This is a genomic window from Variovorax sp. LG9.2, assembly GCF_035018885.1.
Classification (GTDB): domain Bacteria; phylum Pseudomonadota; class Gammaproteobacteria; order Burkholderiales; family Burkholderiaceae_C; genus Variovorax.
Map to the genome: position 1 here is coordinate 38,424 of NZ_JASJXB010000010.1, position 25,639 is coordinate 64,062.

The window sequence follows — 25,639 nt, forward strand, 5'->3', positions numbered from 1 at the left end:
TCTGGATCGCGGCGGTGATGAACCTCGCGGTAACGCCAATCGGCTTACTTACCGCACTCCACGATGCTGAACTCGACCCGTCGATCCGGTGCGTCGACCACGTCGTCGGTACCGCTGCCGACGATGTTCTGCTTGGAGCCCATGCCGATCGCACGGGTGCGTTTGACCATGTCTGCCGAGTCGGCGCCGAGGCGCTGCTTGATGAACGCTGCGCGTCTGAGCGACAGGGTTTCATTGGCGTCTTCGGTGCCGGTCTTGCTCGTGTGGCCCACAACGTCCATGCAGACCTTGGTGCGGCTGGCCTGGCGTGCGATCTGCCGTAGCCACATGGCGTAGGCACCGGTCAGTTTGGGGTCGGCCCAGAACTCGGTACTGCCGGGATTGAAAAGGAATTTGACGCCGAGCTGGTTGGTGGCGATGCCATACGCAACGAGTCGCCCGAAGGTTTCTTCGGCTTCAGTCGTCATGCCCAACTTGCTGACGCTCAGATAGATACCCGTGAGCACACGGATCTGGTCGCCTGCGGGCGTCGCAAGCGCGCTGCGGTATTGCCCCAGGGCCTCGCGATAGCGTGCGGCGTTGTAGAGCGTCGTGGCGTCGTTGATGACGGTGGCCGTGGCGATGCGCTCCATGTACGTAGCGTCGGCTTTTTGTCCTGCCGACGTGGCGCTGGTGAGCACGTAGCCATCGGTGACCTTGTCCTTGATGAGCACCGGGCTGTCGCGGTAATAGGGCAACGGGCTCATATCCACGCCTTCTTTCCTCGCGACTGCGGATGAGTGCGCGACCACCACGCCGCCTTTGATGTCGACCAGCGCCAGGTCGATGCGATAGGTGTTCTGCACGCGCACCAACGTGCCGACCAGCAGGTACTGCGCCTTGGCCAGGCTCGCCGCCTGAAACGGAAGCACCTCGATCTGTTCGAAGTTGCGCGGCACGCGCTCGGTGATCGTGCGGTCGAGCTGTTGCGTTGCTGCGGTCTGCTGGCCGCTGGCAGCATCGAGCGTGGGGTCGAGCGCGACGGCCTGCTTGCTGCGCCGGGCCATGAAGCCCATCGCGTCTTGCGACTGTTGAAACAGCGAGTCCGTGGCCGCGGCGATGGCCTGGTCGAATTGCAGCGGTTCATTGCTTGCGACCGGTGTGGTGGTGCTGCAGCCCGCAACGGCGATCGCAAACACGGCGCCGGAAAACAGCCGCGGCAGAGTCGTAGAAGCAAGCTGAGACAGGAAGGGAAAACGGGAACTCATCGGCATTCTTTTTTCAGGTAAGCGACTTCGTCAGCAGTCAGGGTGTCGAGTGAAGATTTCTGAATGATCTCGGCGCAGCGTTGCGGTCGCACCGGGGCCTTGCGAAGCGAAGCGGGTTCCGCCTCGAATTCAGTGCGCGATGCCGTGCGCGGTTCATCGACCGAAGCGATGACCGTCGCCGGCTTCTTGCGCTCGGGGACAGACGGCGCTGCCATGCGCACCGCAGAGCGCGGCGTGGCCGCCAGCGCGATAGGCGTCGCAGTGTCGGGTATTGCAGTGACGGGCGTTGCAACCGCCTGCGCTGGTGCTGGTGCTGGTGCTGGTGCTTCAGTTACAGCGATCGCGCTGACTGCTTTGACCACAGTGGGTGCGACTGGCGATTGCGTTACGGGCGCGGGCGAGCTAGTCACTTCAGCCGCCGACGTGCTGAGGTCCGGCTGCCGTGAACCGCTGCTGTGCATCGTCCAGAACGTCGCACTGCCGACCAGGAGCAGGCATGCGGTAGCGGCGAGATAGACGCGACGATGGGAGCGTTTGACGGCGGACTGCGGCACGTCGGGTTGTGACGATGGCGTCGGGTCGGCGGCCGACTCTTCGATCGATACCTGGGCCGCTTCCGGAGTGTCCTCGGCCTTTGGCGCGTCGGCCTGTTGCGGCGCATCCGAGATCGCCGCCACTTTGGCAACTTTCCCCGCATCGAGTAACGCTCGAAACTCCGCTATGTCTTGCGGCCGCGCCTCGGGCCGCACCGATAAGGCCAGGTCGACGGCGCGCAGAAAGTTGTCGCTGTATTTGCCGGCGTGTGTCACCGTCAGCGGCCGCAGCGTGTCGCTCACCACGCGCACCACAGACGCCGTCGGGGCTCGGCCGGTGATCGCGTAATGCACGACACCTGCCAGCGCATACAGATCGGTCCAGGGCCCTTGCTGCAACTCGCCGCCGTATTGCTCGATCGGTGCAAAGCCGGGCTTGAGCACGGCGGTCAGCACCTGCGTCATGTCGCTGATCACGCGCCGTGCCGCGCCGAAGTCGAGCAGCACCGGGCCCGACGTCGTCAGCAAAATGTTGTCGGGGGAGATGTCGCGGTGATAGCAATGCTCGCGATGCAGCACCGACAGCGCATCGAGCAGAGGCTCCAGCCACGCGCGCAGTTCTGACTCGGACGCCGTGTTGCCGGCGGTCGCCAGCGTTGCCTTGAGCGTCGGCCCTTCATAGAAAGGCATCGCCATGTACGCGGTGCGATTCGCCTCCCAGAACCTGAACACCTTGACCAGCGCCGGGTGATCGAAGCGTGCCAACAGACGCGCTTCGTTGACAAAGCTCTTCAGGCCGGCGTCGAAGGTGCCGCGATGCCGGTCCGACCGCATCGACACTTCGAGCGACGGATTGGCCCGTATCGCCAGCGACGTCGGCATGTATTCCTTGATGGCCACATGCCGTTCCAGCGCCACATCCCATGCAAGGTAGACGATACCGAAACCGCCTTCGCCGATCGATCTGACGATGCGAAAGCCTTCGATGAGCGTGCCATCGGGCAAGGCGTGCTCTGCAAATTCGGTGAATTCCGGGCGCTCGTGATCGACATGGTCGTCCGCTGCCCATTCGGCGGTGCGCTGGACGCGAAGTGTCGCGGCGTGGCTCATCTCGGTATTGGCCATGTCTGCAATGCCGTTCTCTTCACGGTCGACAAGGGTGGCCGATAGGGAGGTGACGCACTTCATGCAGAACTTGGCGAGCGACCGGTTATGCGCACCGCAATTTGGGCAGATCACGGCGATTGCGACCGCAACGACGGCATTTGCGAGGTGTGCGGCAAATTCGGCATGCGGGCAGTTTCGCCGCGTGTTGACAAGGAGTCGCGTGCATATCTCACGCGAAGATACATAAATTCACAATTCCGACGAACGGTGTCGAAACGCGTCGTTATCAGTCTTTTTGGTCCGTTAGGATCGATGCAGCGCGATAGGCGGAGCGGCCCGCAGTTTTTGTATACGCAACCAGCGTTTTCCACTGACGTTCGCGGTCTTGCGGGGAAAGATCACCACCTTGGTTAAGGAGCACCTGGCTCACTTCGAGTAGGGCGATTGCCGATGTCAGGCAGAAGTGGACCGCGGTGTCTTCGGGGTTGGCTTCGTACCGTGCCCGCTCCGATTGCAATGCCATGGCCTGGTCTATCTCGCTCATCGACATCAGCATCGTCGGTCCGTAGAACGGGACTTCGGTGCGGTCCACAGGCGCAGCGCCAAGCACCTTGTCGAGCTCGGCGAGCGCTCGCTCTATGCCGGTCAATTGGTTCTGTCTGCTGGTCATCGCGCTCATGGCATCGAGAATTGTGTTACGAATTACAACCAGGATCGTGCTTCGCCTGGCCTGCGGCCCGTGCAGGCGGTCAGGAGGAACGCGTGTAGGCAACGCGGACCAAATCAGATCGATGGACGAACCTCGATGACCGCATTTCCAGATACGCCTGCATCCCCCCGGGTCGCGGTCGATCTGCAGTGGCCCTCAGTTGAGGACCGGATCGCTCACGCAGCGGAGTTGTTGTTCGCGACGGCGCTGGCAACCTCCGCCTTGACCTCGGCAAGCTTTGCTTCCAATCGTTTGCGCCGCGCCACCTCTTCGGCAAGCACCTTGCCGACGTCTTCCAGGTCGTCGACGCATTCCTGCACTTTGGTCTCTAGTGCCTCGTTCTTTTCGAGCGCGAGCGCAAGATCGCCAGTAAGCGCCTCGACTGGCACTTCCTGCTGAAGCACGGCGTTGGTCACGGCGAGCTCGTTCACGCCGGCACTCAACTTCTCTTGCGTTTCTTGCGTTTGCGCCAACGCCTTCTCTATGGGCGCAGCCGCACTTGGCGAATGGGGCTTATCGGACACGGTGGTACTCGGTTGAATTTAGAAAGGCAGAACCATACACTCCCGCTGGCTGCGGTCGTGTGACTATTTGACAACAAGCCCCTTGAGCGCGGGGTCCGCCGGCGGCGCAGTGGGATTCATCTGCGTGAGCGTCTTGACCAGCAAGCGCGCGATCATCAGATTGCGGTGCAACTTGCTGTTGGCCGGTACCACGTACCAGGGCGCATACCCGGTCGATGTCGCTGCCAGCGCGCGGCTGTAGGCGCGCTGGTAAGCGCTCCATTTCTCGCGAACGATGAGATCGTCGGGGCTGAACTTCCATTGCTTGCCCGGTGTGTCGACGCGTGACTGCAGGCGCACGCGCTGTTCTTCCTTGCCGATGTGCAGCATGCACTTGACGATGACGGTGCCGTTCTCGGTCAGCAGCCGCTCGAAGTCGTTGATCTGCGCGTAACGCTTTCGGGTGACATCCTTGTCGATCCATGCCTCGACCACCGGCACGAGCACGTCTTCGTAGTGGCTGCGGTTCCATACCGCGAGCTCGCCATTGCGTGGCACGACCGCATGGCAGCGCCACAAAAAGTCGCGCGCTTTTTCTTCGTCGGTCGGCGCCTTGAAGGCCGCGACACGTACGCCGAGTGGCGTGGTGCGAGAGAACACCCAGCGAATCGTGCCGTCCTTGCCGCTCGTGTCGGTGCCCTGAAGCACCAGCAGTACTTTGCGCCGACCCTCTGCGTGCAGCAGGTTTTGCAGCACGTCGAGTTGCACTGCAAGTGCATCGAGTTCTTTTTTTTGCGCGTCGTCGCTGCCTTCCAGGAAGGGCGTATCACCAGGGTCGATGTCGGCCAGCTTGAAGTTGTCGCCGACGCGGTAGGTCTTGAAGCTCTTCATAAGCGCTTTCTTCTTCTGTGCAAAAACTGACAGCGTAAGGGATGCGCCCGCAGTATCGTCAAGCGGCTTTGTGTTTGCTGTCAGGGAGAAACAATCATGGAATCGAAATTCCGGTATTTGCGTTTGCTGTCGCTTTCGCTCTGCGCATTCGCTTGTGCAGCGTGCCAGTTCCGCGGCGACGTCCGTCCGCTTTCAGCAGACATCGCGGCACCGCCGCGCTTCTATGAGGCCATGCCGGCTTGCCGGGCGGCCGGCGCACGATTCGCGCTCGGCAAGGTCGTCAACGGACCGCTTCTCGAAGAGATACGCCAACGCGCCGATGCACGCACGGCGCGCACCGTTCTCCGGTCGGACGCGAGCATATTGCCCTTCGACGAGAGCCGATTGAATGTCGACGTCGAGACGAACGGCCGCATCTTCGGCACCCGCTGCGGCTGACATTGCAGCCTCGAGCGTCGGCATCAAGTGTCGATGTCGTCCACGCTGGCGCTCCAACGAGCCCCCCATCCGCCAGAGGCATCGTCGAGCTGACGTCGGTCGCGCTTCGTCGGCCGGCCCTGTTCCAGACTCAGCCCTGGCTCCGTTCCCATGCGCCGCAGTTCTCGCGCATTCGTCTGGGCGGCCAGGCTGTCGGCGGTTTCTGCATAGAGCTGTTGCGCGATCGGTGCCGAGCCGCGTTGTGCGCTGGTGCCGCGCACCTGGACCACACGCGTCATGGCGCCGAGCCGGATACCGACCATGTCGCCCGCCTTCACCTCACGCGACGCCTTGGCGATGTCGCCGTTGACCTGCACGCGGTTCTTGCCGATCTCATCGGCGGCAAGCGACCGAGTCTTGAAGAAGCGCGCAGCCCACAGCCACTTGTCGATTCGCAAACGATCCATCGTCATCCTTGTGTGTGCTCCTTGAGCGGCAACCGCACTTTTGCATCGAGACCGACCACCTGGCCGTCCTGAACGCGATTGTCCAGCGTCAGACTGCCGCCCAGCGCCATCACGATTTCCCGACAGATCGTCAGACCCAGGCCCGACCCGCTGGCCGCGTCGCCGGCGGAAAACGGCTCGAACAGGCGCAGCCGCAGTTCGGCAGAGATGCCCGGCCCTGAATCGACGACCGCCAGCACGGCATGGTCGTTTTCCACATGCACCCGCACCGCCAGCAAACCGCCTTCAGGGCTGTGCTTTATGGCGTTGTGCAGCAAATTCCGCGCAAGCTCCTGCAGCATCCACAGGTGCGCATGCACGGGCGCCGGCTCGGCGTCGAGCTCGAACTCCAGCGTCTTGGCGGCGATCAGCGGCGACACGTCGATGGCAACTTGCCGCACCACCTCGTCGAAGGCGAGAGTCGCCGACTCCGGCCGCTGACGCAACTGTTCGACCTTGGCGAGCGACAGCATCTGGTTGGCCAACAACGTGGCGCGCTCGACCGTCTGGTTGATTTCGTCGAGGGCCTGACGCGGGTCGACGTCGCCGCGACGCGCCGATTGCACCTGCACTTTCAGCACCGCGAGCGGCGTGCGCAGCTGATGGGCGCTGTCGCGCACGAAGCGCTTCTGATGATCGAGTAAACGCTGCAGCCGGCCCATGACGCGCGTGGTCGCGTCGATCAGCGGGCGCAACTCGCGTGGCGCGTCGGGTGCGTGGACGGGCGACAGATCGTCTGCGGCGCGAGCCTCGATCGCTTCGCCGAGTGCACGCACCGGCCGCGTCGCGCGCTGCACCACCAGAATCGTCACGCCCGTGATCACGCCGAGCAGCAGCAACTGGCGCCACAACGTGTCTATCAGGATCTTGCGTGCCAGCGTCTCGCGCAGCTCGAGCGTCTCGGCGACCTGCACCACCGCCATGCCGCGGCCGTGCTCGCTCGCGACCGGCTGCAACAGCACCGCGACGCGCACCGGCTCGCCGCCGAACTGGGCATCGTAGAAGTCGACCAGCGACGCATAGGCGCTCACGTCGGGAATGCGTCCGCGCCAGAACGGCAGGTCGGCAAAGCCGGACACCAGCTCGCCGTCGATGGCCGACACCCGATAAAAGAGCTTGCTCTTGTTGTCGGCCTCGAAGGCCTCGAGTGCGGAATAGGGCACCTTGGCGCGAAGCACCGAATGCTCGTCGTAGCCCTCGACATCCAACTGCTCGCCGATGGTCTTGGCCGACGCCAGCAAGGTGCGGTCGTAAGCCGTCGTGGCGGCAGCCAGCGTCTGGCGGTAGAGGCTCACCGAGTTGATGACGATGAACAGCGCCACCGGCGCCAGGATGCCGAAGAGCAGCGTCGCTCTTAGCGACAACGATCGCGAAAGCGACGTCGACAAAGACCGCGTCATGCCTCGCGCAGCAGATAGCCAAGCCCGCGCAGCGTCATCAACACCGCGCCCGTGCCGACCAGCTTCTTGCGCAGCCGATACACGACCACCTCGATGGCCTCGTACTGCACCTCTGTTTCTCCGGGAAACACCAGCTCGAACAGACGTTCCTTGGTCACGGCATGACCGGGCTTTTCCATCAGCACCTTCAGCAAGCCGAGTTCGCGCGGCGTGAGTTCGAGCACTTCGGCGCGGTGATAGATGGCGCCGCTCTCCGGTTCGTAGCGCAGTGCGCCAACCTGCTGCGGATTGAGTGGTGAATCGACGCCGGCGCTCTGATGGCGTCGGCGCAGTGCGCGCAATCGCGCTTCCAACTCGTCCAGGTCGAAAGGCTTCGGCAGGTAGTCGTCGGCGCCGGCGTTGAGGCCGACGATGCGATCGCCGACCGTTCCGCGTGCGGTCAGCAGCAGCACGGGCGTTTGCAGCCCGGCGGCGCGGGCCTGCGCCAGAACCTGCAGTCCATCGAGGTTCGGCAAGCTCAAGTCCAGCGCGACCACGTCCGGTTCGAGCGCACGCCATTGCTCCAGCGCGTGTGCGCCATCGCCGCAGATGCGGACGTCGATCTGCCGGCGCGCAAGGGCGCGCTGCAGGGTCGTTTGCATCGCGGGATCGTCTTCGATCAGCAGCAGTTTCATGCGTCGGGTTTGGTGTTTTCCCCGATGTGACGGACAGCCAACTGACAGCGGGGCGCCGCATGATAGCGGTGTTCAGCGTTTACTCAGCTTCTGTTCAGGTTCTATTCGGTTTTTTCGGGTTCATTGTCGAAGGAGACATCAACATGCGTCGCGATACCTTTCTGAAATCCCTGGCCGCACTGGCCGCTTCCGGTGCCTTGCCGATGTCGGCCTGGGCGGCGGCCAACGTCAAGATGATGATCCCGGCCAACCCGGGCGGCGGCTGGGACACCACCGGTCGCGCGCTTGGCAAGGCGCTGACCGATGCCAAGGTCGCCGACACGGTGACCTACGACAACAAGGGCGGCGCTGCCGGCGCATTGGGCTTGGCCCAGTTCGTCAACGGCTCCAAGGGCGACCCGAACGCGCTGATGGTGATGGGCGCCGTGATGCTTGGCGGCATCATCACTGGCAAGCCACCGGTGAAGCTCGAATCCGCTACGCCCATCGCGCGCATCAGCAGCGAATACAACGTGTTCGTGCTGCCGGCCAATTCTCCGTTGAAGACGATGAAGGACGTGATCGACCAGCTCAAGAAAGACCCTGGCAGCGTCAAGTGGGGCGGCGGCTCGCGCGGCGCTACCGAGCACATCGCCGCGGCCATGATTGCGCAGAAGGTCGGCGCCGATCCGTCCAAGATCAACTACGTCGCGTTCCGCGGCGGCGGTGAAGCGACTGCGGCCATCCTGGGCGGCAACGTCACGGTCGGTGGAAGCGGCTACAGCGAGTTCGCCGAATACATCAACGCCGGCAAGATGAAGGCCATCGCTGTGACTTCGGCCCAGCGCCTGCCCGGTGTCAATGTGCCCACGCTGAAAGAGCAGGGCATTGACGTCGAGATAGGCAACTGGCGGGGCGTCTACGGCGCGCCGGGCATCACGCCTGACCAGAATAAAGCGCTGACCGACATGGTACTGGCCGCGCTCAAGTCGGCCGCCTGGGCTGACGCCCTCAAGAAGAACAACTGGACGCCGGCGGTGCTGTCGGGTGACGCGTTCGCCAAGTTCGTCGACGACGACTTTGCCAGCCTTCGGGCGATCATGGCCAAGTCCGGAATGATCTAAAGGTCTTAGCTCGCCCCCAGGTCGCTGCGCACTTCGTGTCGCGACTCCCACCCCCTGACCGGGGGCGACACCTGCAGTCCGGTAAAGCCGGTCCTGCGGTGTCTCTGGAAGGGAGCGCTTGCGCCTTTGGCGCTTTGGCGCTCTCGGTTGAAACCTTGAGACGAATATGACAACAACAGAGCCTTCGGCCTTTACCCCCCTTGATGCCGAGCCGCCGCGTGGGCCGGTCGCCGTGTGGCCGCAAACCTTGGTCGGTATTGGCGTTTTGTTGACCGGACTGGCGCTCGGGTTCGGGGCCATCGGCATTTCTTCGGAAGCGGGGTACGGCGGGGTCGGGCCCAACTTCTTGCCTTGGCTGGTCTCTATCGTGCTCACGATTTGCGGGGGCTGGATCTTGTGGGAGGCACGCCGTGGCGGCTTTCGTGAGCTCGATGCGCCTTCCGGTGCGGAGCACGCTTACTGGGCCGGGTTCGTCTGGGTCTCGGCGGGGTTGCTGCTCAACGCGGCGCTCATCACCACGCTGGGGTTCATCGTAAGTTGCACGCTGTGCTACGTGCTGGCAGTACAGGGCTTGCGGCGCGCCAGCGGAGTGGCTTCGAGCTCACCGCGCACCTGGGCGCTGGACGTCGTCACGGGTGTGCTCATCGCCGCGCCGGTGTTCTGGACTTTCACGCAATTCCTGGCGATCAATCTGCCGGGCCTCACTTCGACTGGGTGGCTCTGACATGGAAATCTTCAACGCCCTGATGCATGGGTTCGCGCTCGCGATCACCCCTGTCAACTTGTTGTGGTGCCTGGTCGGCTGTGCGCTCGGCACGGCCGTCGGCGTGCTGCCCGGCATCGGCCCGGCGGTCGCAGTGGCGATGCTGCTGCCGATCACGTCGAAGGTCGACGTCACCGCCTCGATGATCTTTTTCTCGGGCATCTATTACGGCGCCATGTACGGCGGCTCAACCACCTCCATCCTGCTGAACACGCCGGGCGAAACCGCCAGCATGGTGACGGCCATGGAAGGCAACAAGATGGCCAAGAGCGGCAGGGCAGGCGCGGCGCTCGCGACCTCGGCCATCGGCTCTTTCGTGGCGGGCACCATCGCGACCGTGATCGTCACGCTGTTCGCGCCGTTCGTCGCGGAGTTCGCGGTGAAGCTCGGTCCGCCCGAATATTTCCTGCTGATGTTGCTGGCCTTCACCACCGTGAGCGCGGTGCTCGGCAAGAGCAGCTTGCGCGGCATGACGGCGCTCTTCATCGGGTTGGCGGCAGGTTGCGTCGGCCTCGACCAGATCTCCGGCCAGGGGCGTTACACCGGCGGTGTGCCCGAGTTGCTCGACGGCATCGAGATCGTGCTGGTCGCGGTCGGCTTGTTCGCCGTGGCCGAGGTGTTGTATGCGGCGCTGTATGAAGGCAAGGTCGTCGAAGCGCAGAACAAACTCAGCCGCGTGCACATGAGCAAGAGCGACTGGAAGCGGTCGATTCCTGCGTGGCTGCGCGGCACCGCCATCGGCGCGCCGTTCGGTTGCATTCCGGCAGGCGGCACCGAGATCCCAACCTTCCTGAGCTATGCCGTCGAAAAGAAGATGGCCAAAGGCGAGGTCAGGAAGGAGTTCGGGACACGCGGTGCCATCGAAGGCGTGGCTGGTCCTGAAGCGGCCAACAACGCGACGGTGACCACCGCGCTGATCCCCTTGCTGACGCTCGGCATCCCGACCAGCAACACGACCGCCATCCTGCTCGGCGCGTTTCAAAACTACGGCATTCAGCCCGGGCCGCAACTCTTCACGACGTCGGCTGCGCTGGTGTGGGCGCTGATTGCCTCTCTCTATATCGGCAACGTGATGCTGCTGGTGCTCAACCTGCCGATGGTTGGCCTGTGGGTCAAGCTGCTGAAGATCCCCAAGCCGCAGCTCTACGCCGGCATCCTGATCTTCGCGACGGTCGGTGCTTACGGCATGCGCCAAAGCGCGTTCGACCTGTTCCTGCTCTACGCCATCGGCATCCTCGGCGTGCTGATGCGTCGCTTCGACTTCCCCACCGCACCGGTGGTGGTCGGGATGATCCTGGGCCCGCTCGCAGAAGCGCAGTTACGCAACGCGATGTCGATCGGCGAAGGCAGTGCGGCGGTGTTCTTCCAGCGTCCGATGTCGATCGCGCTGATCGTCGTCGTGGTCGCGGTTCTGGTGTTGCCGCGCCTGGCCAAGCGCATGAGCCAGCGCAAGGCGCGGGCGCTGGCCTAACGCCGCACGTACCAGGCCAGCGCCGCGACAACTGCCACGATCGCGATCCAGAGCGACCAGCTCGACAGCACACCGCCGCCAGCGCGGTGCGACTGATAGTTCTCGAGCCGCGCTGGAAGCGTGCGCACCTCGTCGAGCGACCTGTTCGGAAGCAGCCGGTCGTCGCGGTCGATTGCAATCAGCAACGGCTCCAGCAGCAGTCGCTCGCGATCGCCGTCCAGCGACAAGTGGTCGGTGTTGCCATTGGCGGTGCGCTGCGCCAGCAACTGCCCTGCGGGCGTCAGGCCGATGTTTTCGCCAAGGATCGAAAGAGCGCCGTGCTCGATGAGCGCATCTAATCCGCGCCGAACCGCCGGCCGTTCGGCGACCGGCACGGTCAACTGCAGCCCGGTGCGCGAAGTCTTTGAGGAATGAGCTTCACCGCATCGCTCCATCACTATGCCGATCAGCACCCCTGCGAAGGCTTCGCGCTCCGTCAACATTTTTTGCATCGTGGCAGTCCTCTTCCTGAAACCCAATTGGAAAACTAGCGCGGCGTGGCGGTGCCGTCCGATGGCGCAACGATGGTGGCGCGCCCGTCGCGCGACGTGGTCGTGTCGTCGTCATTCGGTGGCGTCGAGCCGACAGGCGCTACCACCGTAGCCCGGCCGTCGGGGGTGGTGGTCGGCATATTGACCGGTGGCCCGCCGTTCGTGCGGTCCAGTTGCCGGCCCGCCATGCGCACACAGCCGTTGCGCTCCGGCGCTGGCAAGCTGCCGTCGTTGCACACCGTCAGTGCCCGCTGATAACGCTCTTGCGCTGAGGCGTCAGCTGATTGAGCCCAGGCACTAGGTGCCGCTATCGCGCCCAACGCGACGATGAAAGACAGGCCTTTGCGAACGTGCTGGCGATTCATGGATTGCCTTGCTTCCTGATTTCCAAAGATTCAGGGTGTCCGATCGCGCGCGCCAGCGGGGTGCGAAGGCGCAGCGTTCGGGGGTAGGCAAAGTGCGCGACGTTCGCGCCGTATCAGCCCGGTTCGGCACCGCCTTCGGCGTGAAAGAGTACGCGGACGCGCTGCGAAAGCGAGGGCTGGAGCGACCGGCTAGATACTGCTCAAGCAGCGGGCTCGGCGGCCGGCTTCAAGTCGTCGTCGACATGCGGATCGGGCGGCTGCCCGCGCAATCGGCGCGCGGTTCGCTTGAGCCAATGCTCGATGTCGTCGATGTAGGTGAAAACGGCAGGCACCACGAGCAAGCTGAGCACAGTCGAGGTGATGAGGCCGCCGATCACCGCGATCGCCATCGGCGACCGAAAGCTCGAGTCGGCCGCGCCGAAGCCGACTGCGATCGGCAGCATACCGGCGCCCATCGCGATGGTGGTCATGATGATCGGCCGCGCCCGCTTGTGGCATGCATCGCGCAGCGCGTCCCAGCGGCTCATGCCGGCAACGGCTGGCCGGCCGTTGCTTCCGTCATGACCACGTCGTGCGACGATGGCGTACTCGACCAGCAGGATCGAGTTCTTCGTCGCCACGCCCATCAGCATGATCAAGCCGATCAACGACGGCATCGACAACGCCTTTTGCCCGATGAGCAAGCCGACGAAGGCGCCACCGAGTGCCAGCGGCAGAGCGCACAAGATCGTCACCGGATGCAGGAAGTCCTTGAACAGCAGCACCAGCACGATGTAGATGCACAGCACGCCGGTCAGCATCGCCAAGCCGAAGCTCGCGAACAACTCGGTCATGACCTCGGCGTCGCCAACTTCGGTCACGCGCACGCCGGGCGGCAAGTTGCGAATCGACGGCAGCCTCATCGTCGCTTCTTTCGCATCGCCCAGGCCGACGCCCGACAGTTCGATCTCGAAGTTGACGTTGCGCGAGCGGTCGTAGCGGTCGATGACGGCAGGGCCGCCTTCTACCGTGAGGTTGGCGACCTGGCCGAGCATCACCGGTCCGCGCGCGCTCGGCACCGACAGCCGCTCCAGAAGCGCCAGGTTCTGTCGCGCCGAGTCTTCCAGCTTGACCACGATCGGCACCTGACGCTGCGCCAGGTTGAGCTTGGGCAGCGACACGTCGTAGTCGCCGAGCGTCGCCACGCGCAGCGTCTCGCCAATCGCCGCGCTGGTCACGCCGAGGTCGGCGGCGCGGGCGAAGTCCGGCCGCACCGAAATCTCGGGGCGGATCAGGCTCGCCGTCGAGGTGATGTTGCCGAGGCCCGGGATGGTACGGAGGTCGCGCTCCACCGCGCGCGCCGCGGTCGTCAGCGCGGCCGGATCGTCGCCGCTCAACGCCAGGATGTACTTCTCGCCCGAGCCGCCGAGCCCAACGGTGCTGCGTACGCCGGGCAGCGTCTCGAGCGCAGTGCGAATCTGGTTCTCGATGACCTGCTTGCGCGGCCGGTCGCCGCGTTCGTCGAGCTTGATCGTCAGCGTCGCCTTGCGCGTTTCGGGTGTTCCGAAGCTGGCGAACGGGTCGCCGCCCGCGCTGCCGCCACCGATGGTGGTGTAGACACTCTTCACATGCTTGATCGCCATCACGCGGCGCCGTGTTTCTTCGGCCATCACGGTGGTCGTGGCCAGCGTCGCACCCGGCGCGAGCGAGATATAGACCTGCGTCTGCGAGTTGTCGTCCGGCGGAATGAAGCCGGTCTTGAGCAGTGGAATCATCGCGATCGAGCCGAAGAAGAAAAGCGTTGCCAGCGCCATCGTCTTGAAGCGGTTCTTCATGCACCACTCGGCGGTGCGCATGTAGATCGTGAGCCAGCGCGCTTCTTTTTCTGCCGTCACGATCGGCTTGAGCAAGTAGGCCGCCATCATGGGCGTCAGTACGCGCGCGACGACCAACGATGCGAAGACGGCGAGCGATGCGGTCCAGCCGAACTGCTTGAAGAACTTGCCTGCGACACCGCTCATGAAAGCGGTCGGCAAAAACACCGCGATGAGCGTGAAGGTGGTGGCGATCACGGCCAGCCCGATCTCGTCGGCCGCCTCCATTGCAGCGTCGTACGGGCTCTTGCCCATGCGCAAATGCCGCACGATGTTCTCGACCTCGACGATGGCGTCGTCGACCAGGATGCCGATCACCAGCGACAGCGCCAGCAGCGAGATCACGTTGACCGAAAAGCCCAGCAGGTGCATGCCGATGAACGCCGGAATCACCGACATCGGCAGGGCGACGGCGGACACGAAAGTGGCGCGCCAGTCGCGCAAGAAGAGCCACACCACGATCACGGCCAGGATGGCACCTTCGTACAACAGGTGCAGCGAGCCTTCGTACTCATCCTTGACCGGCTCGACGAAGTTGAAGGCTTCGTTGAGCTGGATGTCGGGGTGTTGCGTGCGCAGCTCGGTCAGCGATTTTTGGACCGCGGCGCCGACGTCCACTTCGCTGGCGCCGCGGCTGCGCGCCACCTCGAATCCGACCACCGGCTTGCCGTCCAGCAGCGCGGCAGCGCGCGGCTCGGCGATGCCGTCGATCACGCGTGCGACCTGGTCGAGCCGGATGCGACGACCGTCGGACAGCGCAATCTGCAGGCTGCCCAGCTCGCTCGCGCTCTGCACCGTGGCCAGTGTGCGCACCGGTTGCTCGCTGCCGCCCAGGTCGGTACGGCCACCGGCGCTTTCTGTCTGCACCTGGCGCAACTGGCGCGAGATGTCGGCCGCACTGGCGCCGAGCGCCTGCAGCTTGGCAGGATCGAGGTCGACGTTGACCTGCCGCGTCACGCCGCCCACGCGATTGACCGCGCCGACGCCCGGCAGGGCCAGCAACTTCTTCGTCACGTCGTTGTCGACGAACCAGCTCAATGCTTCGGGGTCGAGCTTGCTCGATGCGATCGTGAAGGCCAGCACCGGTTGCCCGGCCAGGTCGAGCTTGGTGACGACCGGATCGCGCACGTCGGCGGGCAGGTCGGCACGCACGCGCTGCACCGCCGAGCGCACATCGTCGACGGCTTCCTGCACGGGCTTTTCAAGGCGGAACTCGACGATGAGCGTGGCCGCGCCGTCCTGCACCTTGGTCGTGATGTGCTTCAGGCCGGTGATCGTCGCGATGGAGTTTTCCAGCTTGCGCGCGACGTCGGTTTCGAGCTGCGACGGCGATGCGCCCGGCAACGCTGCCGACACGGTGACGGTCGGCAGATCGATGTCGGGAAAGTTCTGCACCTTCATCGCGTTGAAGGACAGCAGGCCGCCGAAGGTGAGCAGCACGAACAGCATCACCGCGGGAATCGGGTTGCGGATGGACCAGGCCGAAACGTTCATGGTGGTCGTTCCTTATTTGGCTGCAACCGGTGTCGCATCCACCACGCGCACCAGATCGCCGTCGTTCAAGAAACCCGCGCCCTGCACGACGACCTTGGCATCGGACGGCAGCTTGGTCGTGATCTCGACCCGATCACCGACGCGGCGACCGGTCTCTATCTTCAGCTGCGACACCCGGTTGTCCGGCTGCAGCAGCAGCAGGTAGTTGAACCCGTCGCGCGGCACGATGGACGCTTGCGGCACGGTCGTTGCGCTGCTTTGCCCCAGCAGGAAGTCGCCGCGCGCGAACATGCCCGCCTTGATGCCGGTGTTCTGCAGCACGTTGGGGATGTCGACGTAGACCAGCGCGTTGCGCGTTTGCGGATCGACCGTCGGCGCCACCGCGCGCACCTTGCCCGGCACCTGCGCACCGCTCGCGCTGACGACGGACACTGGCGTGCCGACCGCGATGCGGCCCAGTTCCGCGGAGGTAACTTCAGCCCGCCATTCGAGCCGCCCTTGCCGGATCATCTTGAAGAGCTCGGCACCCGCCGAGACCACGCCGCCGACCGTCGCCGTGCGCGCCGAGATCACGCCGTCGTCCGGCGCCAGCACCTGCGTGTTGCCCTTGCGAACCTGTTGCACCGCGAGCGCTGCTTCAGCCGCTTCGACCTTGGCCCTGGCAGTCTCGGCCGTGGTGCGGTACTGGTTGATCTGCTGCTGGCTGAGCGCGCCGGTTTGCTCCAGCGTGCGGGCGCGCGCAGCGTTGCCGGCAGCGTCGGCGGCGGTGGCGCGCGCTTCGGTCAATGCTGCACGAGACTGCGCCACGTCGGCATTCACTGTCTCTGGCGAGAAGGTCGCCAGCACCTGGCCCTTCCTGACCACGTCGCCCACGTTGACGCGCACTTCGGCCAGTCGCAATCCGTTCGACTCCGAGCCGACGCTGGCTTCTTGCCAGGCCGCGATGTTGCCGTTGGCGGCCAGCGTCATCGTGAGTTCACTCGATTCAGGCTGCGCGACCGTCACGCTCAACGACGGCTTGGGCGCAGCCGTTTTGCTCTTCGCTTCTGTGCCGGCCTTGCTACGCGTGAGCATGAAGGCGGCACCGCCCACGAGCACGAGGGCCGCGACGACGAGGGTGATGAGGGTCGAGCGTTTCATTGTTGTTCTCGTGGCGACGCCGCCGTTGCATTGGAGGGTGAAGCCGAAGTCGATGCGGCGCTTGAAATGGTGGTCGAGGCGCGCGTCCAGCCACCGCCGAGCGAGCGATAGAGCGAAACCCAGGCTTCGGTGCGCTCGCGTTGCAGCGACACGCGTGCTGTCTGCGCAGTGAACAGCGTGCGGCGCGCGTCTTCGAGTTCGAACAAGCTGGCCAGGCCGCTGTCGTAGCGCGCCTGCGTTGCGTTGAACGAGGCCTGGTAGTTCTGCACCGCGCTGTCGGCGTCGCCGGTGCGCGCGCTGGTCGCGTCGAGGTTGACCAGTGCTTCTTCGACCTCGCGCACGGCCGTCCGCACGTTGGCGCGGTATTGCGAGACCGCCTCGGCGTAGCGCGCACGTGCGGCATCGGCATTGGCCACGCGTGCGCCACCGTCCAGCAGTGGAACGGTCAGCGTGGCGGGGCCTAAGGTCCAGGTGTTCAAGGCTTCGCTGAAACCCGACGTGGCGTAGCGCACGCGGCCGATCGAGCCCGACAGCGTGAGTTTGGGATAACGCTCGGCCTCGGCCGAACCGACATCCGCACTCGCCGCTGCGACGGCCAGCTCCGACGCATACACGTCGGGCCGCTGTGCCAATGCCTCGGCTGGCACGCTGGCGACCGGCTGGATCGCGGGCAGCGCGAGTTGCACCGGCGCTGCGGCCAGACGCGGTTCGAGCACGCGCTCGTCGATGCCGCTGAGCGCTACCAGCGCCTTGCGTTGCACGGCGCACGTCGCGCGTTGTTGCGTGAGCCGCGCCGAGCTGTCGGACGCGCTGGCGCGGGCCAGTGCCGCATCGGCCGGCGCAGTGAAGCCTGCGCGCGCCGACAGGTCGGTGAGCCGCGCTGTCTCGCTGCGCGAGCGGGTGTCGTTCTCGGCGACCGCCAACTGCAGCCTGCAAGCGCGCTCCGCGAAATAGGCGTTGGCCGTTTCGGCCGCGACCGATACGCGTGCGTCGTGCCATTTGGCCGTCGCGCTTTCGTCGCGCTGCACCGCGGCGTCACGGTCGGCACGCAGGCGGCCGAACAGGTCGACCTCCCAGCGCGACTGCAGGCTCGCTTGCAGCGTGGTGATTGCGGGGCTCGCACCGGAAGCGCCGAGCGCGGAGCTGGTCGCCGCGCCCGTCGTCCCGGTTGTCGCCGTGCTGCCAGCGGCGCCGGTCGTGCCGACACCGCTGCTTCCGAATGCGCTGTTGCTTCGGGTGCCGGTCAGGCTGCCGTCCAGGCTCGGCAGCAACACGGCACCGGCAGCGATGCGCGTCGACCGCGCCTCTGCCACGCGTGCTGCCGCACTCGCGAGGTTGGGGCTGGCGGCCTCGGCGGCTTCGATCAGCTCGACCAGCAGCGGATCGTCGAGTTGGCGCCACCAGTCGGCGAGGGCGATGGTCGACCCGCCGTGCGGCATGGGCGCATTCCACTGCGCGGGCGTGGGAGCGGCAACTTGCGCAGGCGGGCGCATGAGGCCGCAGCCTGTCAGCGTCAGCGTCAGCAGCAGAGTCAGGGACAGAGCGGGCAGACCCATTGGCAGGCTTGCGGCCGCGCTACCTGGCGTATCGGGTCGAGTGTTCGGTCTCATCGGGCAGGCTGTGGTTTGAGCGCGATGCGCTTGGATGGCGTCCGCTTTTTCAAATGGGAGGGTGCTTGCGCGGGAGGGTGCGCAAGAGATTCGGCACGACGCGCATCCGTGCGTCGCTGCGTCTCGGCGTCGACCATCGCGATGGCGAAAGTGACCAGCCTGTCGGACCATGTGTCGATGTGTTGCGGCGTGTCGAGCAGCGAGGGTGCGAGCGCATCGATGATGTCCTGCATCACGAAGAGCTGCATCGCGAGGCCGCTCACCGCCAGCGCGAGCCGGTGTACGTCGTCGTCTGGCTGCGTGAGCTGCAGATGACGGCCCAGCACGCGTACCAACGCGTCATGCGGTCCCTTGATGTCGCGGTCGAACTCGGTCGGCCACTGCGTGGTCGGTTCGATCATTTCGCGCAGGTGCAGTCGCATGCACTGCCGCACGATTTCGCCGTGTTTGAGTGGTTCGACGTACGCGGTCAGGAAGATGCGCAATGTCTGCTCTATCGGTAAGCCGGGCACGTCGATCAGCGTGATCAGGTCGCCAGCATTGCCACCCATCGGCTCGGTGAAGGTGGCCGAATAGAGGCCTGCCTTGTCGCCGAAGTAGTAGCTGATGGCGGCGATGTTGGCGCCGGCCGCGAGGGCGATCTCGCGGGTCGAGGTCTTGGCGAACCCCTTGGCAGCGAAGAGCGCGAGGGCCGCGTAGAGGATGCGCGCGCGGGCTTCGGCGCCGTCACTGCGCTGGACGCGGGCGGAAAGGGCTTGGTGGGTGGGGGCGCTCATGAACGCCGGGTTTTAACATATAGATCAATCGTTTGATTTATCTATGTGCAAAAGGCGCGCTTGCCCGTAGCAGGCTGCTGAATGTTGTTTTCGAATCGAAACTTTGACCCAATAAAGGGTGGTCGACGCCCCGGCTGTGTCGGAAAAACGGCTTGTAGTCGGTTCCCGAAACACGGCTTTGCTCCTTCGAAGATGCAATCACGAACCGTCAGCAAAGGCCGGCAATGCCAGCGCATCGGCCGGAGAAACGATGGTGACATTAGCGGGTCCCATGTCTGGCGCCAGTACCAGCAGGTCTTTGTCGCCGGTCACCAGCCAAGCAGGCTGGGCAGCCAGTGCTGCGTGAAGAAACTTGTCGTCGTCGACATCGCGACATAAGGCCTCTGCGGCGATCTCGGGCTTGACTTTTACCCAGTGCGCCACTGCGTCCAGATCGGCCAGCAAGGCGCGGCGCTGGTCCATCGAAATGTAGCGATCGAACTTCGGTCGCCACAGGCGGTCTTTGAGTTCGTCGAAAGTTGCTTCTGAAAACACCGGCTGACAGTGGCGGATGACCTTGCGAGTGATTTGAGCAGGGGCGCCCGCCAAACTGATCAGGCCACTGATCCAGACATTGGTGTCGATCACAACGCTGATGCCCGGCGTTCGCACCCCGGTTAGCTTTTGGCGGCCAGCAGTTTCGCCAGCGTTTCTGGCGTCAGCCCCGCGCGCTCCGCCGCGACGGCGGCTTCGTCCATTGTGCGCAGCAGGCGGTCGGCATAAAACGCTCGCATGGCCTCGAAATCCTGCACGCTGACCATCACGCCCACCATGCGGTCGTGCTTGAGCACACCCACAGGCGCACGCTGCGCGCGATCGAGGAATTCCCCGAATCGAGTCTTGGCTTCGTTGGCGGTAAAGGTTTGCATGGAGCGCTCTTAGCGTGACGTCGAGCAGGATAATCTAGTTGGATCGTTCGATTTGGTCAAATCATTCGATATTCGGCTTTTGATACCCGCATGAACTTCAGGCGTAGCGCAGCCACTGTCTCGCTACGATCCCGCAATGCCCGCCCCTCCAGCCCCTGCCGCTTCAGCCACGCCACCCGCGCTGCCCCTCGACGCCAACGCCATCCTCGCCCTGGCAGCGCGGTCGATGTTCCACCTCTTCTCCAGCATCAGCCAGGGCATGTTCCTGGTCGACCGGAGCGGGCGCATCGTTTGGGTGAACGAGGGCTACAAGCGCTTTCTGCCGGCGCTCGGCTTCGCGTCGGTCGACCAGTTTCTGGGGCAGATGGTCGAAGACGTCATCCCCAACACGCAGATGCGGCAGGTGTTGGAAACCGGGCAACCGATCCTCATCGACCTGCTGACCAACAAGGCGGGCACTTTCGTCGTCAGCCGTATTCCGTTGCATGAGGAGCGCGAGGGCGATGCGGGGTATGTGCTGGGCGACGTGATCGGCGCCATCGGCATCGTGTTGTTCGACCAGCCGGAGACGACGCTGCAGCCGCTCATCAGCAAGTTCGCCTTGCTGCAGCGCGACCTCGACGACGCGCGGCGCGAGCTGGCGACGCAGCGTAACCATCCGCTGTGGAAGCAGGCCGGTACCGATGGCCAGCGCCGCGCCAAGCACACGTTCGCGAGCTTCATCGGCAGCAGTCCGGCAGCTGTTGACATCAAGCGGCATGCGCGACGCGCTGCCCAGTCATCGAGCCCGGTGCTGCTGCTCGGCGAGACGGGCACCGGCAAGGAGCTGCTGGCGCACGCCATCCATGCGGCGTCGGCGCGTGCGCAAGGGCCGTTCGTCAGCCTCAACATCGCGGCCGTGCCCGACACGCTGCTGGAAGCCGAGTTCTTCGGCTTTGCGCCCGGCGCGTTCACCGGCGCTGACCGCAAGGGGCGCGAGGGCAAGTTCAAGCTGGCCGACGGCGGCACGCTGTTCCTCGACGAGATCGGCGATATGCCGCTCGGCCTGCAGGCCAAGCTGTTGCGCGCGCTGCAAGAAGGCGAGATCGAACCGCTGGGTTCCAACAAGCTGATCGCTTTCGATGCGCGGGTGATCGCCGCCACCTCGCGCGACCTGGCGGCGCTGGTGCGAGAGGGGCGCTTTCGCGAAGACCTTTACTACCGGCTCAACGTCTTGCCGTTGCGCGTGCCGCCGTTGCGCGACAGGCGCGGAGACATCCCGGCGCTGGTCGAAGCACTGGGCGACGACATGGCGCAGCGAAGTGGCGAGGCGCCTCCCGAACTGCTGCCCGATGCGCTGGCGCTGCTGGCCGCGCAGCACTGGCGCGGCAACATCCGCGAACTGCGCAACGTGCTGGAACAGGTCGCGATGCGCAGCGATTCGACGCGCATCGACGCGGCCGAGATCAAGCGCGTGCTGGCCGAAACGGGTGTTGAAAAGATAGCGGCGCCTGAGGTGCCATTGCAGGCTGACGACGATGTCGACGGCACGCGCTTGTTGCGGCCGCTGTCGGAACAGATCGCCGAACTCGAGCAACGCGCGATCGCTGCGGCGATGTCGAGCACCGGCGGCAACAAGCTGGCGGCGTCGCGGTTGCTCGGCATCTCGCGCGCCACGCTGTACGACCGCATGACGGGTGCCACCGAAGACCGCTGATTGCCGTACAGGCCGAACAGGCACCGCGTCAAGCAAGCTGCTGGAAAACCCTGACCACAGATCAGGCAGTTGTATGAAATACGAGCAAAACGGCTGTCTGTGCATCGCACGAAAGTTGCACTTTGCAAATGAACACCCCGTGTAAACAAGCGTTTCCGCGCTGGCATGAACTGTGCAATATTCAGCCATCATTCCACGGAGACAAAAGATGAATCGTCGCAACACCGTCGCGCTCGCGGCCGCCTTTGGCGCCATCGGCACGCTCGCCATGCTGGGTCAGACGCCGGCCTTCGCGCAGTCCGGCAAGGACATCCGCATTGCCCACATCTACAGCAACACCGGTCCGCTCGAAGCCTATGGCAAGCAGACCGCGATCGGCTTCAACCTCGGCCTCGAATACGCGACCGGCGGCACGATGATGGTCAACGGCCGCAAGCTGGTCGTGATGGAAAAAGACGACCAGGGCAAGCCCGATGTCGCCAAGTCTTTGCTCGCCACGGCGTACAGCGACGACAAGGCCGACCTCGCCGTCGGCACCTCGTCGTCAGGCGCTGCGCTGGCGATGCTGCCTGTCGCGGAGGAGTACAAAAAGATTCTCGTGGTCGAGCCCGCTGTGGCCGATTCGATCACCGGCGACAAGTGGAACAAGTACATCTTTCGCACCGCGCGCAACAGCTCGCAGGACGCCATCAGCAACGCGGTCGCGCAAGACAAGGAAGGCACGTCGATCGTGCTGATGGCGCAAGACAACGCGTTCGGGCGCGATGGCCAGACAGCCTTCAAGGAAGCCATCAAGAAGGCCAAGATCGTGGGCGAGGAATACCTGCCGCCGGCGACCACCGACTTCACCGCGGCTGCGCAACGCGTGCTTGAAAAATTCAAGGGCGTGTCGGGCCGCAAGGTGGTCTACATCGTGTGGGCCGGCGCGGCCAATTCGTTCAAGGTGTCGGACCTCGGCTTGAAGAGCGCCGGCATCGAGATCGCGGGCGGCGGCAACATCCTGCCGGCGCTGGTCAACTACAAGCCGTTCCCGGGCATGGAAGGCTCGATCTACTACTACTTCGGCATCCCGAAGAACGCGACCAACGAATGGCTGGTCGCCAACCACTACAAGAAGTACAAGGCACCGCCTGACTTCTTCACCGCAGGCGGCTTCGCGGCGGCCACGGCCATCGTCACTGCGCTGAAGAAGACGGGTGGCGACACCGGCACCAACAAGCTCATCACCACCATGGAAGGCATGAGCTTCGATACGCCCAAGGGCACGATGACTTTCCGCAAGGAAGACCATCAGGCAATGCAGTCGATGTACCACTTCAAGATCAAGATCGACCCGGCATTCGCATGGGGCGTGCCGGAGCTGGTGCACGAAATCAAGCCTGAAGAGATGAACATCCCCATCAAGAACAAGCGCTGAGTCGGCTCTTGCTCGAAACGAAAAATCTGACCATCCGCTTCGGCGGTCACGTGGCGGTCAACGCGGTCTCGTGCGCTTTCGCGCCGGGCACGTTGACTGCCATCGTCGGCCCCAACGGTGCGGGCAAGACGACCTACTTCAACCTGATCTCCGGGCAGCTCAAAGCGAGCGCCGGCACGGTCTCGCTCGATGGTCGCGTGCTGTCGGGACTGTCGCCTTCCGAGCGCACGCGTGCCGGTCTCGGCAGGGCGTTTCAGTTGACCAATCTGTTTCCCAACCTGAGCGTGCTCGAAAACGTCCGGCTCGCGGTGCAGGCTGCTCGCGAAGGCGCGCATCGGCGCGGCTTCAACCTGTGGAGCATCTGGAGCGATCACAAAGATCTGACCGATCGCGCCGACCAGATCCTGGCCGACGTGGCACTCAAGTCCAAGGAATACGCGGTGGTGTCCAGCCTGCCGCACGGCGATCAGCGCAAGCTCGAAGTCGCGTTGCTGATGGCACTCGAACCCAAGGTCTTCATGTTCGACGAACCCACTGCCGGCATGAACGCGGCCGAAGCGCCGGTCATCCTCGATCTGATCCGCAAGCTCAAGCAGGACAAGCGCAAGACCATCCTGCTGGTCGAACACAAGATGGACGTGGTGCGCGAGTTGGCCGACCGCATCATCGTGCTGCACAACGGCACGCTGGTGGCGGACGGCGAACCGGCTGAAGTGATCGCATCGCCGATCGTGCAGGAGGCGTACCTTGGTGTTGCTGCAGGTTCGGCCGCCGTGAAGGAAGCCGCATGACCAACCTGCTCGAACTGAAGGGCGTGCACACGCATATCGGCGCGTACCACATCCTCCACGGCGTCGACCTCGTGGTGCCGCGCGGCCAGCTCACGATGCTGCTCGGCCGCAATGGTGCGGGCAAGACGACGACGCTGCGAACCATCATGGGACTGTGGCTGGCCTCGCAAGGTACCGTGCGCTTTGGCGCGGGGCAGGGCGATGGTCAAGACATCACGCACCTGTCGACACCTCAAATCGCCGAGCTCGGCATCGCCTACGTTCCTGAAACGATGGGCATCTTCTCGGACCTGACGGTGAAAGAAAACATGGTGCTCGCGGCACGCAGCGCCAAGCGCGCATCGGACATCGACACGGTCCGGCTCGAATGGATCTTCGAGCTGTTCCCAGCGGTCGAGAAGTTCTGGAATCACCCCGCCGGCAAGCTGTCGGGCGGCCAAAAGCAGATGCTCGCGGTATCGCGCGCCATCGTCGAGCCGCGTGAACTGCTCATCGTGGACGAGCCGAGCAAGGGACTCGCGCCGGCCATCATCAACAACATGATCGACGCCTTCGCGCAGCTCAAGGCGAGCGGCGTGACGGTGCTGCTGGTCGAGCAGAACATCCACTTCGCTCAGCGCCTGGGCGACAGCGTGGCGGTGATGGACGACGGCCGCGTGGTGCACGCCGGATCGATGGCCGAGTTCTCTGCAGACACTGCTTTGCAGCAGTCGCTGCTGGGATTGGCACTGTGAAGTCCATCGCTGTGAAATTCGAACTGGATTTCGACTGGAAGCCGCTGTTGCTCGTGCCGGTGTTGGCGCTCGTCGCCTTGCCCCTCGTCGGCACTCCATCGACATGGCTCACGCTCACCATCGCCGGCCTGGCGATGGGGATGATCATCTTCATCATCGCGTCGGGGCTCACGCTGGTGTTCGGGCTGATGGACGTGCTCAACTTCGGTCACGGCGTGTTCATCGCGCTCGGTGCCTATGTCGCGACCACCGTACTCGGCGGCATGCAGGACTGGACCAGTGTCGACTCGCTCGGCCGCAATCTCGTCGCGCTGCTGCCGGCGTTGCTGCTCGCCATGCTGGCGGCCGGTGCGCTGGGCGTGGTGTTCGAGCGCTTCATCGTGCGGCCGGTGTACGGCCAGCATCTGAAGCAGATCCTCATCACCATGGGCGGCATGATCATCGGCGAAGAGCTGATCAAGGTGGTGTGGGGGCCGCAGCAGATTCCGTTGCTGCCACCCGCAGCGTTGCAGGGCACGGTGTTCTGGCTCGGCGCTTCGATCGAAAAATACCGGCTGCTGGCGGTTGCAATCGGTCTGGTCGTTTTCCTCGCGCTGGCCTGGACGCTGTCGCGCACCAAGATCGGTCTCTTGATCCGCGCCGGCGTGCAAGACCGCGAGATGGTCGAGTCGCTGGGCTACCGGATCCGGCGCCTCTTCATCGGCGTGTTCGTCGTCGGCAGCGCGCTCGCGGGCCTGGGTGGCGTGATGTGGGGCATGTTCCAGCAGAGCGTGGTGCCGCAGATCGGCGCGCAGGTCAACGTGCTCATCTTCATCGTGATCATCATCGGCGGGCTGGGCTCGACCGGTGGTGCGCTCATCGGTGCGTTGATGGTCGGGCTAATGGCCAACTACAGCGGATTTCTGGCACCGAAGGTGGCGCTGTTCTCCAACATCCTGCTGATGGTCGGCGTGTTGTTATGGCGGCCGCAGGGCGTCTATCCGGTGGCGAATCGATGAGTC

Annotated in this window: 25 protein-coding genes; 9 read left to right on the forward strand and 16 right to left on the reverse strand. The window is 64.4% G+C overall.

The window, feature by feature from the left end; translation table 11 throughout:
* Positions 1–44: 44 nt before the first annotated feature.
* The 5 genes from QN413_RS12520 to QN413_RS12540 all read right to left on the reverse strand — a co-directional run bounded on the left by QN413_RS12520 (position 45) and on the right by QN413_RS12540 (position 4,990).
* Entirely contained in the window at positions 45–1,247 is a 1,203-nt protein-coding gene (locus QN413_RS12520; RefSeq protein ID WP_323496931.1) for an OmpA family protein, read from the reverse strand.
* Positions 1,244–2,968 (reverse strand): serine/threonine protein kinase, encoded by a 1,725-nt coding sequence (locus QN413_RS12525; RefSeq protein WP_323496932.1) that lies wholly within the window; start codon positions 2,966–2,968, stop codon positions 1,244–1,246. Before QN413_RS12525 ends, QN413_RS12520 begins: the two co-directional genes overlap by 4 nt.
* Before the next feature lie 205 nt (positions 2,969–3,173).
* Entirely contained in the window at positions 3,174–3,566 is a 393-nt protein-coding gene (locus QN413_RS12530; RefSeq protein ID WP_323496933.1) for a hypothetical protein, read from the reverse strand.
* Between the two features lie 206 nt (positions 3,567–3,772).
* The gene (locus QN413_RS12535) at positions 3,773–4,120 is read right to left on the reverse strand and encodes a hypothetical protein (protein ID WP_323496934.1); all 348 of its coding nucleotides are present in this window, start codon (positions 4,118–4,120) and stop codon (positions 3,773–3,775) included.
* Positions 4,121–4,183: 63 nt separating this feature from the next.
* Entirely contained in the window at positions 4,184–4,990 is an 807-nt protein-coding gene (locus QN413_RS12540) for a PPK2 family polyphosphate kinase (RefSeq protein ID WP_323496935.1), read from the reverse strand.
* Positions 4,991–5,086: 96 nt separating this feature from the next.
* Between QN413_RS12540 and QN413_RS12545 the strand changes: the two genes are divergently transcribed.
* Positions 5,087–5,428 (forward strand): hypothetical protein, encoded by a 342-nt coding sequence (locus QN413_RS12545; RefSeq protein ID WP_323496936.1) that lies wholly within the window; start codon positions 5,087–5,089, stop codon positions 5,426–5,428.
* Positions 5,429–5,451: 23 nt separating this feature from the next.
* On the opposite strand, the gene QN413_RS12550 is transcribed toward QN413_RS12545, so the two are convergent.
* The 3 genes from QN413_RS12550 to QN413_RS12560 are packed head-to-tail and all read right to left on the reverse strand — an operon-like array spanning position 5,452 to position 7,987.
* Positions 5,452–5,874: an RNA-binding S4 domain-containing protein gene (locus tag QN413_RS12550; RefSeq protein WP_323496937.1), complete on the reverse strand. Its 423-nt coding sequence runs from the start codon at positions 5,872–5,874 to the stop codon at positions 5,452–5,454.
* 2 nt (positions 5,875–5,876) lie between these two features.
* On the reverse strand, positions 5,877–7,313 hold the full coding sequence (locus tag QN413_RS12555) for a sensor histidine kinase (protein ID WP_323496938.1): 1,437 nt from the start codon (positions 7,311–7,313) through the stop codon (positions 5,877–5,879).
* Positions 7,310–7,987 carry a response regulator transcription factor gene (locus tag QN413_RS12560; RefSeq protein ID WP_323496939.1) on the reverse strand — a complete coding sequence of 226 codons (678 nt, stop codon included), beginning with the start codon at positions 7,985–7,987 and terminating at the stop codon, positions 7,310–7,312. The genes QN413_RS12555 and QN413_RS12560 overlap by 4 nt, the downstream gene beginning before the upstream one ends.
* A gap of 143 nt (positions 7,988–8,130) precedes the next feature.
* On the opposite strand from QN413_RS12560, the gene QN413_RS12565 reads away from it, so the two are divergent.
* The 3 genes from QN413_RS12565 to QN413_RS12575 all read left to right on the forward strand — a co-directional run bounded on the left by QN413_RS12565 (position 8,131) and on the right by QN413_RS12575 (position 11,324).
* Positions 8,131–9,090 (forward strand): Bug family tripartite tricarboxylate transporter substrate binding protein, encoded by a 960-nt coding sequence (locus QN413_RS12565; protein ID WP_323496940.1) that lies wholly within the window; start codon positions 8,131–8,133, stop codon positions 9,088–9,090.
* Positions 9,091–9,256: 166 nt separating this feature from the next.
* The gene (locus QN413_RS12570; protein WP_323496941.1) at positions 9,257–9,814 is read left to right on the forward strand and encodes a tripartite tricarboxylate transporter TctB family protein; all 558 of its coding nucleotides are present in this window, start codon (positions 9,257–9,259) and stop codon (positions 9,812–9,814) included.
* Position 9,815: 1 nt separating this feature from the next.
* Positions 9,816–11,324 (forward strand): tripartite tricarboxylate transporter permease, encoded by a 1,509-nt coding sequence (locus QN413_RS12575; RefSeq protein ID WP_323496942.1) that lies wholly within the window; start codon positions 9,816–9,818, stop codon positions 11,322–11,324.
* Here the strand turns inward: QN413_RS12575 and QN413_RS12580 are convergent.
* The 8 genes from QN413_RS12580 to QN413_RS12615 all read right to left on the reverse strand — a co-directional run bounded on the left by QN413_RS12580 (position 11,321) and on the right by QN413_RS12615 (position 20,000).
* Positions 11,321–11,815, reverse strand: coding sequence for a hypothetical protein (locus QN413_RS12580; protein WP_323496943.1), 495 nt, complete (start codon positions 11,813–11,815; stop codon positions 11,321–11,323). The two genes, QN413_RS12575 and QN413_RS12580, sit on opposite strands and share 4 nt — an antisense overlap.
* Positions 11,816–11,850: 35 nt before the next feature.
* A complete protein-coding gene (locus QN413_RS12585) occupies positions 11,851–12,219 on the reverse strand; it encodes a hypothetical protein (RefSeq protein WP_323496944.1) in 369 nt (122 codons plus the stop codon).
* 200 nt (positions 12,220–12,419) lie between these two features.
* A complete protein-coding gene (locus QN413_RS12590) occupies positions 12,420–15,566 on the reverse strand; it encodes an efflux RND transporter permease subunit (RefSeq protein ID WP_323496945.1) in 3,147 nt (1,048 codons plus the stop codon).
* A gap of 12 nt (positions 15,567–15,578) precedes the next feature.
* Entirely contained in the window at positions 15,579–16,706 is a 1,128-nt protein-coding gene (locus tag QN413_RS12595) for an efflux RND transporter periplasmic adaptor subunit (RefSeq protein ID WP_323496946.1), read from the reverse strand.
* On the reverse strand, positions 16,703–18,262 hold the full coding sequence (locus QN413_RS12600) for an efflux transporter outer membrane subunit (protein WP_323496947.1): 1,560 nt from the start codon (positions 18,260–18,262) through the stop codon (positions 16,703–16,705). Before QN413_RS12600 ends, QN413_RS12595 begins: the two co-directional genes overlap by 4 nt.
* Positions 18,263–18,312: 50 nt before the next feature.
* Positions 18,313–19,092 carry a CerR family C-terminal domain-containing protein gene (locus QN413_RS12605; RefSeq protein WP_323496948.1) on the reverse strand — a complete coding sequence of 260 codons (780 nt, stop codon included), beginning with the start codon at positions 19,090–19,092 and terminating at the stop codon, positions 18,313–18,315.
* A 198-nt stretch (positions 19,093–19,290) separates the two neighbouring features.
* Entirely contained in the window at positions 19,291–19,719 is a 429-nt protein-coding gene (locus QN413_RS12610; protein ID WP_323496949.1) for a putative toxin-antitoxin system toxin component, PIN family, read from the reverse strand.
* Between the two features lie 29 nt (positions 19,720–19,748).
* Positions 19,749–20,000, reverse strand: coding sequence for a type II toxin-antitoxin system Phd/YefM family antitoxin (locus QN413_RS12615; protein WP_323496950.1), 252 nt, complete (start codon positions 19,998–20,000; stop codon positions 19,749–19,751).
* Positions 20,001–20,136: 136 nt separating this feature from the next.
* Here QN413_RS12615 and QN413_RS12620 point away from each other — a divergent pair, with 136 nt between their 5' ends.
* From QN413_RS12620 to QN413_RS12640, 5 genes are all read left to right on the forward strand, one after another.
* Entirely contained in the window at positions 20,137–21,696 is a 1,560-nt protein-coding gene (locus QN413_RS12620; RefSeq protein ID WP_323496951.1) for a sigma-54 interaction domain-containing protein, read from the forward strand.
* A gap of 208 nt (positions 21,697–21,904) precedes the next feature.
* Positions 21,905–23,113 carry a substrate-binding domain-containing protein gene (locus QN413_RS12625; RefSeq protein ID WP_323496952.1) on the forward strand — a complete coding sequence of 403 codons (1,209 nt, stop codon included), beginning with the start codon at positions 21,905–21,907 and terminating at the stop codon, positions 23,111–23,113.
* Positions 23,114–23,121: 8 nt separating this feature from the next.
* Complete coding sequence (locus tag QN413_RS12630; RefSeq protein ID WP_323496953.1) at positions 23,122–23,904, forward strand: ABC transporter ATP-binding protein; 783 nt, start codon at positions 23,122–23,124, stop codon at positions 23,902–23,904.
* The gene (locus QN413_RS12635; protein ID WP_323496954.1) at positions 23,901–24,638 is read left to right on the forward strand and encodes an ABC transporter ATP-binding protein; all 738 of its coding nucleotides are present in this window, start codon (positions 23,901–23,903) and stop codon (positions 24,636–24,638) included. The genes QN413_RS12630 and QN413_RS12635 overlap by 4 nt, the downstream gene beginning before the upstream one ends.
* An 11-nt stretch (positions 24,639–24,649) precedes the next feature.
* A complete protein-coding gene (locus QN413_RS12640) occupies positions 24,650–25,636 on the forward strand; it encodes a branched-chain amino acid ABC transporter permease (RefSeq protein ID WP_323496955.1) in 987 nt (328 codons plus the stop codon).
* Positions 25,637–25,639: the final 3 nt, after the last annotated feature.

What these genes read in the sequence shown, in the direction of transcription:
- QN413_RS12625 (WP_323496952.1), top strand. Translation starts at nt 21,905, where the DNA reads ATGAATCGTCGCAACACCGTCGCGCTCGCGGCCGCCTTTGGCGCCATC.
- QN413_RS12605 (WP_323496948.1), bottom strand. Translation starts at nt 19,092, where the DNA reads ATGAGCGCCCCCACCCACCAAGCCCTTTCCGCCCGCGTCCAGCGCAGT.
- QN413_RS12590 (WP_323496945.1), bottom strand. Translation starts at nt 15,566, where the DNA reads ATGAACGTTTCGGCCTGGTCCATCCGCAACCCGATTCCCGCGGTGATG.
- QN413_RS12520 (WP_323496931.1), bottom strand. Translation starts at nt 1,247, where the DNA reads ATGAGTTCCCGTTTTCCCTTCCTGTCTCAGCTTGCTTCTACGACTCTG.
- QN413_RS12580 (WP_323496943.1), bottom strand. Translation starts at nt 11,815, where the DNA reads ATGCAAAAAATGTTGACGGAGCGCGAAGCCTTCGCAGGGGTGCTGATC.
- QN413_RS12575 (WP_323496942.1), top strand. Translation starts at nt 9,816, where the DNA reads ATGGAAATCTTCAACGCCCTGATGCATGGGTTCGCGCTCGCGATCACC.
- QN413_RS12595 (WP_323496946.1), bottom strand. Translation starts at nt 16,706, where the DNA reads ATGAAACGCTCGACCCTCATCACCCTCGTCGTCGCGGCCCTCGTGCTC.
- QN413_RS12540 (WP_323496935.1), bottom strand. Translation starts at nt 4,990, where the DNA reads ATGAAGAGCTTCAAGACCTACCGCGTCGGCGACAACTTCAAGCTGGCC.
- QN413_RS12620 (WP_323496951.1), top strand. Translation starts at nt 20,137, where the DNA reads ATGCCCGCCCCTCCAGCCCCTGCCGCTTCAGCCACGCCACCCGCGCTG.
- QN413_RS12550 (WP_323496937.1), bottom strand. Translation starts at nt 5,874, where the DNA reads ATGGATCGTTTGCGAATCGACAAGTGGCTGTGGGCTGCGCGCTTCTTC.
- QN413_RS12530 (WP_323496933.1), bottom strand. Translation starts at nt 3,566, where the DNA reads ATGAGCGCGATGACCAGCAGACAGAACCAATTGACCGGCATAGAGCGA.
- QN413_RS12585 (WP_323496944.1), bottom strand. Translation starts at nt 12,219, where the DNA reads ATGAATCGCCAGCACGTTCGCAAAGGCCTGTCTTTCATCGTCGCGTTG.
- QN413_RS12545 (WP_323496936.1), top strand. Translation starts at nt 5,087, where the DNA reads ATGGAATCGAAATTCCGGTATTTGCGTTTGCTGTCGCTTTCGCTCTGC.
- QN413_RS12635 (WP_323496954.1), top strand. Translation starts at nt 23,901, where the DNA reads ATGACCAACCTGCTCGAACTGAAGGGCGTGCACACGCATATCGGCGCG.
- QN413_RS12560 (WP_323496939.1), bottom strand. Translation starts at nt 7,987, where the DNA reads ATGAAACTGCTGCTGATCGAAGACGATCCCGCGATGCAAACGACCCTG.
- QN413_RS12565 (WP_323496940.1), top strand. Translation starts at nt 8,131, where the DNA reads ATGCGTCGCGATACCTTTCTGAAATCCCTGGCCGCACTGGCCGCTTCC.
- QN413_RS12600 (WP_323496947.1), bottom strand. Translation starts at nt 18,262, where the DNA reads ATGGGTCTGCCCGCTCTGTCCCTGACTCTGCTGCTGACGCTGACGCTG.
- QN413_RS12555 (WP_323496938.1), bottom strand. Translation starts at nt 7,313, where the DNA reads ATGACGCGGTCTTTGTCGACGTCGCTTTCGCGATCGTTGTCGCTAAGA.
- QN413_RS12570 (WP_323496941.1), top strand. Translation starts at nt 9,257, where the DNA reads ATGACAACAACAGAGCCTTCGGCCTTTACCCCCCTTGATGCCGAGCCG.
- QN413_RS12615 (WP_323496950.1), bottom strand. Translation starts at nt 20,000, where the DNA reads ATGCAAACCTTTACCGCCAACGAAGCCAAGACTCGATTCGGGGAATTC.
- QN413_RS12525 (WP_323496932.1), bottom strand. Translation starts at nt 2,968, where the DNA reads ATGAAGTGCGTCACCTCCCTATCGGCCACCCTTGTCGACCGTGAAGAG.